General features: G+C 67.8%; 10 protein-coding genes. 5 read left to right on the plus strand and 5 right to left on the minus strand.

Annotation, left to right across the window (positions count from 1 at the left end; genetic code table 11):
* Positions 1 to 15: 15 nt before the first annotated feature.
* The 3 genes from HMPREF2914_RS01405 to mmsA all read right to left on the minus strand — a co-directional run bounded on the left by HMPREF2914_RS01405 (position 16) and on the right by mmsA (position 4,409).
* Positions 16 to 1,902 (minus strand): propionyl-CoA synthetase, encoded by a 1,887-nt coding sequence (locus HMPREF2914_RS01405; protein ID WP_003130019.1) that lies wholly within the window; start codon positions 1,900 to 1,902, stop codon positions 16 to 18.
* A 101-nt stretch (positions 1,903 to 2,003) separates the two neighbouring features.
* Entirely contained in the window at positions 2,004 to 2,900 is an 897-nt protein-coding gene (gene mmsB / locus HMPREF2914_RS01410; protein ID WP_003117505.1) for a 3-hydroxyisobutyrate dehydrogenase, read from the minus strand.
* A 15-nt stretch (positions 2,901 to 2,915) separates the two neighbouring features.
* On the minus strand, positions 2,916 to 4,409 hold the full coding sequence (mmsA, locus tag HMPREF2914_RS01415; RefSeq protein WP_003092142.1) for a CoA-acylating methylmalonate-semialdehyde dehydrogenase: 1,494 nt from the start codon (positions 4,407 to 4,409) through the stop codon (positions 2,916 to 2,918).
* Positions 4,410 to 4,540: 131 nt separating this feature from the next.
* Here mmsA and mmsR point away from each other — a divergent pair, with 131 nt between their 5' ends.
* Together mmsR and HMPREF2914_RS01425 are read left to right on the plus strand one after the other, a co-directional pair.
* On the plus strand, positions 4,541 to 5,464 hold the full coding sequence (mmsR, locus tag HMPREF2914_RS01420; RefSeq protein ID WP_003122160.1) for an MmsAB operon transcriptional regulator MmsR: 924 nt from the start codon (positions 4,541 to 4,543) through the stop codon (positions 5,462 to 5,464).
* 126 nt (positions 5,465 to 5,590) lie between these two features.
* Positions 5,591 to 5,767, plus strand: coding sequence for a hypothetical protein (locus HMPREF2914_RS01425; RefSeq protein ID WP_003104346.1), 177 nt, complete (start codon positions 5,591 to 5,593; stop codon positions 5,765 to 5,767).
* 7 nt (positions 5,768 to 5,774) lie between these two features.
* Here the strand turns inward: HMPREF2914_RS01425 and HMPREF2914_RS01430 are convergent, their stop codons facing one another.
* A complete protein-coding gene (locus tag HMPREF2914_RS01430) occupies positions 5,775 to 6,953 on the minus strand; it encodes a multidrug effflux MFS transporter (protein WP_023092592.1) in 1,179 nt (392 codons plus the stop codon).
* Between the two features lie 363 nt (positions 6,954 to 7,316).
* On the opposite strand from HMPREF2914_RS01430, the gene nalD reads away from it, so the two are divergent.
* Positions 7,317 to 7,955 (plus strand): efflux system transcriptional repressor NalD, encoded by a 639-nt coding sequence (nalD, locus tag HMPREF2914_RS01435; protein ID WP_003092152.1) that lies wholly within the window; start codon positions 7,317 to 7,319, stop codon positions 7,953 to 7,955.
* Here nalD and HMPREF2914_RS01440 read toward each other — a convergent pair.
* Positions 7,934 to 8,131, minus strand: coding sequence for a heavy-metal-associated domain-containing protein (locus tag HMPREF2914_RS01440; RefSeq protein ID WP_003111818.1), 198 nt, complete (start codon positions 8,129 to 8,131; stop codon positions 7,934 to 7,936). The genes nalD and HMPREF2914_RS01440 overlap by 22 nt on opposite strands.
* A gap of 182 nt (positions 8,132 to 8,313) precedes the next feature.
* Between HMPREF2914_RS01440 and HMPREF2914_RS01445 the strand changes: the two genes are divergently transcribed.
* The gene (locus tag HMPREF2914_RS01445; RefSeq protein WP_003092155.1) at positions 8,314 to 8,844 is read left to right on the plus strand and encodes a cytochrome b; all 531 of its coding nucleotides are present in this window, start codon (positions 8,314 to 8,316) and stop codon (positions 8,842 to 8,844) included.
* A gap of 99 nt (positions 8,845 to 8,943) precedes the next feature.
* Positions 8,944 to 9,366, plus strand: coding sequence for a hypothetical protein (locus HMPREF2914_RS01450; RefSeq protein ID WP_023092591.1), 423 nt, complete (start codon positions 8,944 to 8,946; stop codon positions 9,364 to 9,366).
* Positions 9,367 to 9,592: the final 226 nt, after the last annotated feature.

A 9,592-nucleotide genomic window follows, 5' to 3' on the forward strand; every position in this document is an offset into this window, starting at 1 on the left:
TGCCCCTGGCCTTTGCTATCCCGCCTTGCGCACCCTCAGCGCAGCCTCGATCTCGCCAAGGATCGTCGGGTCGTCGATGGTCGATGGCGCCGCGTAATCCTCGCCATCGGCGATCTTGCGCAGCACCGCGCGGAGGATCTTCCCGGAGCGGGTCTTCGGCAGCCGCTTGACCACCACCACCCGCTGGAAGCAGGCCAGCGCGCCGATCTGTTCGCGGACCAGCGCCACCAGCTCGCGCTGCAGTTGCTCGGCGGCGATCCCGGCATCGTCCTTGAGCACCACCAGGCCCAGCGGCACGTGGCCCTTGAGTTCGTCCCGCACGCCGATCACCGCGCACTCGGCAACCGCCTGGTGCTGCGCCACGCGTTCCTCCATCTCGCCGGTGGAGAGGCGATGCCCGGAAACGTTTATCACGTCGTCGGTGCGCCCCATGATGTAGACGAAGCCGTCCTCGTCGAGATAACCGCCGTCGCCGGTGTGGTAGTAGCCGGGATAGTTGCCCAGGTAGGCCTGCAGGTAGCGCGGGTGGTCGCCCCAGAGGGTCTGCGCGCAGCCCGGCGGCAACGGCAGGGCGATGACGATCGCGCCCTGGCGGTTCGCTCCCAGCGGCCGGCCTTCGTCGTCCAGCACCTGCACGTGGTAGCCGGGCACCGCGCGGTTGGTCGAACCGGCCCGCAGGTCGTGGCCGGCGATCCCGATGCAGGGCGCGGTCACCGGCCAGCCGGTCTCGGTCTGCCACCAGTGGTCGTGGACCGGCCGCCCGGTGTGCTCCTCCAGCCAGTGCTGGGTGCTGCTGTCGAGCTTCTCGCCGGCCAGAAACAGGTGGCGCAGCGAACTTAGGTCGTAGCGCTTCACCCGTTCGCCATGCGGGTCTTCCTTGCGGATCGCACGGATCGCCGTCGGCGCGCAGAACAGGCTGTTCACTCTGTGCTCTTCGATCACCCGCCAGTAGGCGCCGGCGTCCGGCGTGCGCACCGGCTTGCCTTCGTAGAACACCGTGGTACAGCCGCACATCAGCGGGCCGTAGACGATCAGCGAGTGGCCGACCACCCAGCCGACGTCGGAGATCCCCCACCAGACGTCGCCGGCCTGCATGCCGTAGATAGTGCGGACCGCGTAGCGCACCGCCACCGCGTGGCCACCGTTGTCGCGGACGATACCCTTGGGCTTACCGGTGGTGCCCGAGGTGTACATGATGTACAGCGGATCGCCGCTGGCCACCGGCAGCGGATCGGCCGGCTCGGCGGCGGCGAGGCAGTCCTGCCAGTCCAGGTCGCGGCCCGGGTGCAGGCGCGCGGGCGCCTGCGGGCGTTGCCAGACCATGACGTGGGCAGGCTGGTGGATCGCCAGTTCGAGGGCCTTGTCCACCAGCGGCTTGTATTCGATCACCCGGTCGAACTCCAGCCCGCAGGAAGCGGTGAGCACCAGCTTCGGCGTGGCGTCGTCGATGCGCAGGGCCAGTTCGTAGGGAGCGAAGCCACCGAACACCACCGAATGCACCGCGCCCAGGCGCGCGCAGGCGAGCATCGCCATGGCCGCCTGCGGCACCATCGGCATGTAGATGATCACCCGGTCGCCCTTGCCGACCCCGAGGGCCCGCAGGGCGCCGGCCAGGCGCGCCACTTCGTCGCGCAGCCGCAGGTAGCTGTAGCGGTCCTGGGTGCCGGTCACCGGCGAGTCGTAGATCAGTGCGGTCTGTTCGCCGCGCCCCTCCTCGATCTGCCGGTCGAGGGCCAGGTAGGCGCTGTTCAGACGGCCATCGGCGAACCAGCGATGGGTGCCGTCGGGCAGGCTTTCGAGGATGTTCGCGGGCGCCTGGTACCAGGCCAGGGAACGGGCCTGTTCGGCCCAGAACGCGGCCGGCTCGGCGATCGAGCGGGCGTGCTGCTGCAGGTACGTCATGTTCCAGCCCTCTGATTGTTCTTATTAGGGATGAAGCAGTGAGTGAGCCTTGGAGTATGGGCGGGCGCCGGGCACCCGCCATCAACCTTTGGTCGTAGGGGTCAGTCCTTGCCGCGGTAGAGCTTCTGGATGCTGGAGAAGTCCAGCCCCTCGTGCTCGGCATCGGCCTGGGCATGCAGGCTGAACAGGTTGCGCGCCAGCGCGCCGAGTGGCGTCGAGGCCTGCACCGCCTGGGCGTTGGCCAGCGCCAGGCCGAGGTCCTTGTTCATCAGGCGCACCTGGAAACCGCCGGCATAGCCGTTGCTCGCCGGCGCCTGCGGCATCACCCCGGGCCAGGGGTTGTAGAGGTTCAGCGCCCAGTTGCCGCCGGAACTCTGCTTCATCACCTCGGACAGCACCGCCGGATCGAGGCCGTTCTTCACCCCCAGCGCCAGGGCCTCGGCGGTGCCGGCCATGAGGATGCCGAGGAGCATGTTGTTGCAGATCTTCGCCACCTGGCCGGCGCCGTGATCGCCGGCGTGGAAGATGTTCCGGCCCATGTTCTCGAGGATCGGCCGGGCCCGCGCGAAGCCTTCGGCGGGGCCGCCGACGATGAAGCTCAGGGTGCCGGCGCGGGCGCCGCCGACGCCGCCGGAAACCGGCGCGTCGAGCAGGGTCAGGCCCTTCGCCGCGGCGGCCTCGGCGACCTTGCGCGCGGTCTCCGGGGCGATGGTCGAGCAGTCGATCAGCAGGGGCTTGCCGGCGACCCGCGCGAGCAGGCCGTCGTCGCCGAGATACAGGCTTTCCACGTGCTGCCCGGCCGGCAGCATGCTGATCACCACTTCGGCGCCTTCGCAGCACTGCAAGGCGCTATCGGCGCCCTGCGCGCCCTGCTCGACCAGGCTCAGCACGGCCTTGGGCTGCAAGTCGAAGACATTCACCCGGTGGCCGGCCTTGAGCAGGTTGGCGGCCATCGGCCCACCCATGTTGCCCAGGCCGAGGAATGCGATGTCGGTCATCGGTCCGTCTCCCTTTCAGCGCATCTGGATCGAGAAGTTGGTCCCGGCCACGCTATCGCTGTCGAACCAGCGCGCGGTCACGGTCTTGGTCTCGGTGTAGAAGCGCACGCCCTGCTTGCCGTAGGCGTGCAGGTCGCCGTAGAACGAGCCCTTCCAACCGGTGAAGGAGAAGAACGGCAGCGGTACCGGAATCGGGATGTTGATGCCGACCTGGCCGACCTCGATGTGGTGCTGGAAGGTCCGCGCCGCGGCGCCGGAGCTGGTGAAGATCGAGGTGCCGTTGCCGTAGGGGCTTTCGTTGATCAGGCGGATCGCCTGCTCCAGGCTGTCGACCTCGGCCAGGCAGAGCACCGGGCCGAACACCTCTTCGCGGTAGATCGCCATGTCCGGGCGCACCCCGGCGAACAGCGTCGGGCCGACCCAGTTGCCGTCCGGGTATCCCTCGACCTTGTAGCCGCGGCCATCCAGCAGCAGTTGCGCGCCCTCCTCCACGCCCTGGCCGATCAGGCGCTCGATGCGCGCCTTGGCCTGCGGGTTGATCACCGGGCCGTAGCTGGCGCCGCTGTCGTCCCATGGGCCGGGGCGGACCTTGGCCAGCGCGTCGCGGATTTCCGGAATCCACTCGCGGGCGGCCCCCACCAGCACCGCCACCGAGATCGCCATGCAGCGCTGCCCGGCCGCGCCCACCGAGGCACCGACCAGGTTGCTGATGACCTGTGCCTTGTCCGCGTCGGGCATGATCACCATGTGGTTCTTCGCCCCGGCGAAGCTCTGCACGCGCTTATTGTGCGCGGTGCCGGTGTGGTAGACGTACTGGCCGACGGCGACCGAGCCGACGAAGGACACCGCCTTCACCTGCGGGTGCTTGAGCAACTGGTCGACCTGTTCCTTGCCGCCATGCACCACCTGCAGCACGCCCTTCGGCGCACCGGCCTCGAGGAACAGCTCGGCGAGCCGCACGCTGGTCAGCGGCACCTGCTCGGAAGGCTTGAGGATGAAGGCGTTGCCGCAGGCGATGGCCAGCGGGAACATCCACAGCGGGATCATCGCCGGGAAGTTGAACGGGGTGATGCCAACGCACACGCCCAGAGGCTGGGTGATGCTGTAGGTGTCGATGTTGCGGGCGACGTTCTCCACCGTCTCGCCCATCAGCAGCGAGGGCACGTTGCAGGCGTGCTCGACCACCTCGATACCGCGCCAGACGTCGCCCTTGGCGTCCTCGAAAGTCTTGCCCAGCTCGCTGGAGACGATCTTCGCCAGTTCGTCGTGGTGTTCCTTGAGCAACGCCTGGTAACGCAGCATCACCCGCGCGCGCTCGGAAACCGGGGTTTCCTTCCAACTGGCGAAGGTTTCGCGGGCACTGGCCACCGCCTGCTCGATCTGCTCCGCGCTGGCGCAGGCGATCTCCGCCAGGGTGCTGTTGTCGAGGGGATTGCTGACCGGGATGCGCTGGGCGCCGAGACCTTCGACGAAGGCTCCCGCGATGAGGTGGCGGACTGGGACTGACATGAACCCTCCTGCACCGGCCAGGCCGGCTTTTATTGTTGTGGCGGACTGGTACGAGGTCGATTCGGACCTCGCTTTGGCCAAGAAGCTATCACTGGGCGGAAGGTCGCGAGATCGACTAAATTGTGTTGTTCATGGACTATATTGCGGAGCCGGCTACCGACATGTCGCACACCTCCGACTGGCCCCTGCCGGCCGACAGCCTGCGCTTGCCGATCCCGGCGGCGCTGCTGGAGAAACTGGCGGTCCACCCGCTCAGCCGCGACCTCTACCCCACCTCCCTGGGCCACTACCGGCGCGCCCGCGACCACCGCATGAGCCGCGAGCGCCATGACGAGCACCTGCTGATCTATTGCAGCGAAGGCCAGGGCCTGTTGCGCGTGCGCGAGGGCGAGGCCTGGCGCGAATACCGGGTCGGCAGCGGCGACCTGCTCTGGCTGCCGCCGGGCATGGCCCACGACTACGCCGCCGACGACCGCCAACCCTGGACCATCTTTTGGACCCACCTGCGCGGCGACAGCGCCACCTGGCTGCAACACAGCGCCGGCTACCGCGACACCCCGCTGCGCCATTGGGGCCTGCAACACGCCCTGCTCGGCGGCTTCGAGCAACTGCTGGAGGTGCGCCACAGCGGCTACCGCTTCCAGCACTTCCTGCTCGCCGCCAGCCGCCTGCGCAGCCTGCTCTGCCAGCTACCGCTGCTGCGCCCGCTGCGCGAGGGCAGCCTGGACCTCGACGGGCTGCACGCCTACATGCGCGAACACCTGCATGCGCGCCTCGAACTGGAACGCCTGGCGGCCTTCTGCAACCTGTCGAAGTTCCATTTCGTCAGTCGCTACAAGGCGATCACCGGCCGTACGCCTATCCAGCACTTCCTGCACCTGAAGATCGAGTACGCCTGCCAGTTGCTGGACAGCAGCGACCAGAGCGTGGCCCGGGTCGGCCAGGCGGTCGGCTACGACGACAGCTACTACTTCTCGCGCCTGTTCAGCAAGGTCATGGGTTTGTCGCCGAGCGCCTACCGGCAGCGGGTAAGGCAGGGCGAGGGAGGAGCCTGAAGCGCTCTGCGGCGGGGCTGTAAACGAAGCGGCGACCAGTTGTCGGCAAACTGATCCCGGTCAGTGTTTTCCGGGCCGACAGGACTAGACTGAAGCTCCCTTTCCAGCCCCGATGGATGAATCGCCATGAACATCCTCGTCCGCCCGTCGCAAACCCCGAAAGGCCAATGCTGGCAGGTCTGCCTCGACCAGCAGGCCGTCAACTTCCGTAGCGAAAGCGAGGCCCGGCGTTTCGTCGACCGCCTCGAGGCGCGCCTGCGCGCGCCCCATGTGCTGCCCGAACTGAAGCAGCGAACGGCCTGATCCGCGCTCAGGCGGCCTGGCGCTCCAGGCGCCCGGTCTGCCAGGCGAGCAGGGTCGCGACCGCGCCGCAGACGGCGATCACCAGAGTCATGGGGATCGCCGTGCCGTCGTGGAGTACGCCGACCAGCGCCGAAGCGCCCGCCGCCACGCTGAACTGCAGGCTGCCCATCAGCGCCGAGGCGCTGCCGGCGTGCTGTCCCTGTCCGGCCATGGCGCAGGCGGAAGCGTTGGGAATGATGCAGCCGAGGCTGGCCACGCATCCGAACAGCGGAACCAGCAGCGGCCACAGCGTGGCCGGTTGCAGCGAAGCGATGCCCAGCAGGGCCAGGCCGCACGCCAGGTAGCCCCAGATGATCCGCCGCAGCCAGAACGCCGGCCCGCGATAGCGCAGCAGCCGCGCGTTGACCTGTGCCATGACGATGAAGCCCGCGGCATTGCTGCCGAACAGCCAGCCATAGTGCTCGGCGGGAATCCCGTAGAGCTGGATGAACACGTAGGGCGAACCGGCGATGTAGGCGAACATCCCGGCCATCGCCACCCCGCCGGAAAGGCCATAGGCGAGGAACAGGCGGTCGGCGAATAGCCGCCGGTACTGCCCCAGCGCGCCAGACAGCGGCGGTCGCTCGCCGTCGGCCGGGATGGTTTCCGGCAGCCACAACGCCACGCCGAGGCCGGCCAGGGCGGCGAACAGGGTCAGGCAGACGAAGATCGATTGCCAGCCCTGCCAGTCCAGCAGCAGGCCGCCGGCCACGGGGGCGAGGATCGGCGCCAGGCCCATCACCAGCATCAACTGGGAAAACGCCTTGGCGGCGCCGATCGGATCGCACAGGTCGCGCACCACTGCCCGCGAGATGACCATCCCGGCGCAGCCGCCGAGAGCCTGGACGAAGCGCGCGGCGATCAGCCACTCCAGGGTCGGCGCCAGGGCGCAGGCGGCCGAGGCCAGGGTGAAGATACTCACCCCCACCAGCAGCGGCAGGCGCCGGCCATAGCGGTCGGCCACCGGGCCGTAGAGCAACTGGCCGATGGACAGGCCGGCGAAGTAGGCGGCCAGGCTCAGCTGGACGTGCTCGACGTCGGTGGCGAAGGCCTTGGCCAGGGTCGGGAAGCTCGGCAGGTAGAAGTCGATGGCCAGTGGCCCGAAGGCGCTCAGGGCTCCCAGTATCAGCAGGATGCGCAGGTTCATGGATCGCTCGGCACGGGGCGCGTCGGTGGCAGGCAAGGCACTTCCCTGCGGCTCCCGGCAAGCGGGACGACGACGCCTATCATTGAATCGTCTGTGAGGGCGGGCGGCTCCAGGCCTGAAGGCCGGTACTGGCGGGAAGATGCTACGGACAGCCGGGGAGTCGCCGAAAAAGCAGCGCGCAGCATAACACCGAAGACGCCCGCCGATCATGGCCGGAGACCGTGGAACCGCGGAATCCACGGCTCATGAATGAGCAGCATTAGACAAAGGTGGTGTCGAAATACTTCGAGTCCGCCCGAGCGCGGCTAAAATCGGTACACTCCCCGCCCCGTTGCCGAGACCGATTCGACTACCCAGCACAGCATGCGACGCACAAAGGAAGATTCTGAAAAAACCCGTACGGCCATCCTCCTGGCCGCCGAGGAACTGTTCCTGGAAAAGGGCGTGTCCCATACCAGCCTGGAACAGATCGCCAGGGCCGCCGGGGTGACCCGTGGAGCCGTCTACTGGCACTTCCAGAACAAGGCCCACCTGTTCAACGAGATGCTCAACCAGGTACGCCTGCCGCCGGAGCAACTCACCGAGCGCCTGTCCGGCTGCGATGGCAGCGACCCGCTGCGCTCGCTCTACGACCTCTGCCTGGAGGCCGTGCAATCGTTGCTGACGCAGGAGAAGAAGCGCCGCATCCTGACCATCCTGATGCAACGTTGCGAATTCACCGAGGAACTGCGCGAGGCGCAGGAACGCAACAACGCCTTCGTGCAGATGTTCATCGAACTCTGCGAGCAGTTGTTCGCCCGCGACGAATGCCGTGTGCGGCTGCATCCGGGCATGACCCCGAGGATCGCCTCGCGCGCCTTGCACGCGCTGATCCTGGGCCTGTTCAACGACTGGTTGCGCGACCCGCGCCTGTTCGATCCGGATACGGACGCGGAACACCTGCTGGAGCCGATGTTCCGTGGCCTGGTGCGCGACTGGGGTCAGGCCAGCTCGGCGCCGTAGCCCTCCTCACGGATCGCCTCGAGTACCTGGGCGCTGTCGAGCCGGCTGGCGACCCGGACTTCGCCGGCGCCAAGATCCACCTGGACGTCCGCCGCCGAATCCTTCGCCTGCACCGCATGGGTGATCGCCCGTACGCAGTGGCCGCAGGTCATGCCCTGAACCTTGAAGACTTGCATGGTATTGCCTCCTGTTGGTCATCGATGGGGCGATTTTCGACCTTGACATGGTGTCAAGGTCAATCCTCGAAATATCCGGTAACCGACAAAGCGTCAAGAACGGGTAAAGGCGGAGTAAAGAGGCTTAAACCCTACAAAGCACATGGTTAACATGTTCACCTTGTTCTTCACGAGGTAGAACCATGTCCATCCGCCGCTATTCCCCGTCACAGATCGCCCTGCACTGGCTCAGCGCCGTCGCGGTCCTGCTGATCATCGCCCTGCCCTACGGCGCCGACTTCTTCGCCGGCCTGCTCGGCGGCAAGGGCAACGTCTTCACCCTGCACAAGTCGCTGGGCGTGGCGGTACTCCTGCTGACCCTGACACGCCTGGCGCTGCGCCGCGTCCAGGGTGTCCCGGATACCCTGGAGGGGAACCCGGACTGGCAGCGCGCGGCCGCCAAGGCCGGGCATTTCCTGCTGTACGCGGTGCTGATCGTCATGCCGCTCTCCGGCATGCTCGCCGGCAAGCGTCCGCTGGACCTGTTCTGGCTGGTGCAGATCGGCCCGTTCGACCTGCCGGAAGCCTTCAAGGCGTTCGCCGGCGGCACCCACGTCACCGTCCAGTACCTGCTTTTCGCGCTGATCCTCGGCCACGCCGCCGCAGCCATCTGGCACCACCGCGTGCAGAAGGACGACGTACTGCGCGCCATGCTGCCGCAACGCGGCGCCTGACCCCAGCGACGGACGGGCACGCGGATGCCCGTCCCGACTTGTCCCGGGCCCCGGCTTCGGCCAAGCTTTTCCTTACGCCCCCCGCCGCCGAGGCCCGCCATGTTCCCCATCCTTCGCCCGCTGCTCCATACCGCTGCCCTGGCCTGCGCCCTCCCGGCGCTCGCCGCGGACCCGCAACCGGCCAGCGGCGGCTGGGCGCAACCCGACCCGGCGCCGATCGGCTATGCGGTGCTGAACGTTTCCCGCGAGCGGGTCGAGTCCGGCACTGCCTGCGATGTCGGCCTGTACGTCCACGACGAACTGGTCGGCAACCTGCAACCGGGCGCCAGCCTGGCCCTGAACCTGCAACCCGGCGCGGTGGACGTGCGTCTTGCGCCGAACGGTCCTGGCGACGCCTGCCGGAACGGCATGACCATCCTCGCCGGACAGACCCTGACCCTGCGCCCCGGGGAGATCCGCAACCTGCGCATTACCCTCGGTGCGGGCGGGCTCTACCTGGCGCCGGTGGCGGATGGGTACTGAGGGGTAGCGACTTGCCGTGGAGCATTGGCCATGACTCAGGGCACGAAGGTGGCGTTTCGGCACCGGGTGCACGGGGACTGCCTGGCGGGCCGTGAATGCGTGACTGGCCCCCAGCTCCCGTCGCTGCCTGCACGGCACTAAGGGGGGAAGCTGTTGCTTAGCGCTTGAGCGGGCGTCGTGCTTGCCTTGGCATCTTGTTTCGCCTTTCCAGGCGAGTTCCTTCTGC

The organism is Pseudomonas sp. HMSC067G02 (genome assembly GCF_001813485.1).
Lineage (GTDB): Bacteria > Pseudomonadota > Gammaproteobacteria > Pseudomonadales > Pseudomonadaceae > Pseudomonas > Pseudomonas aeruginosa.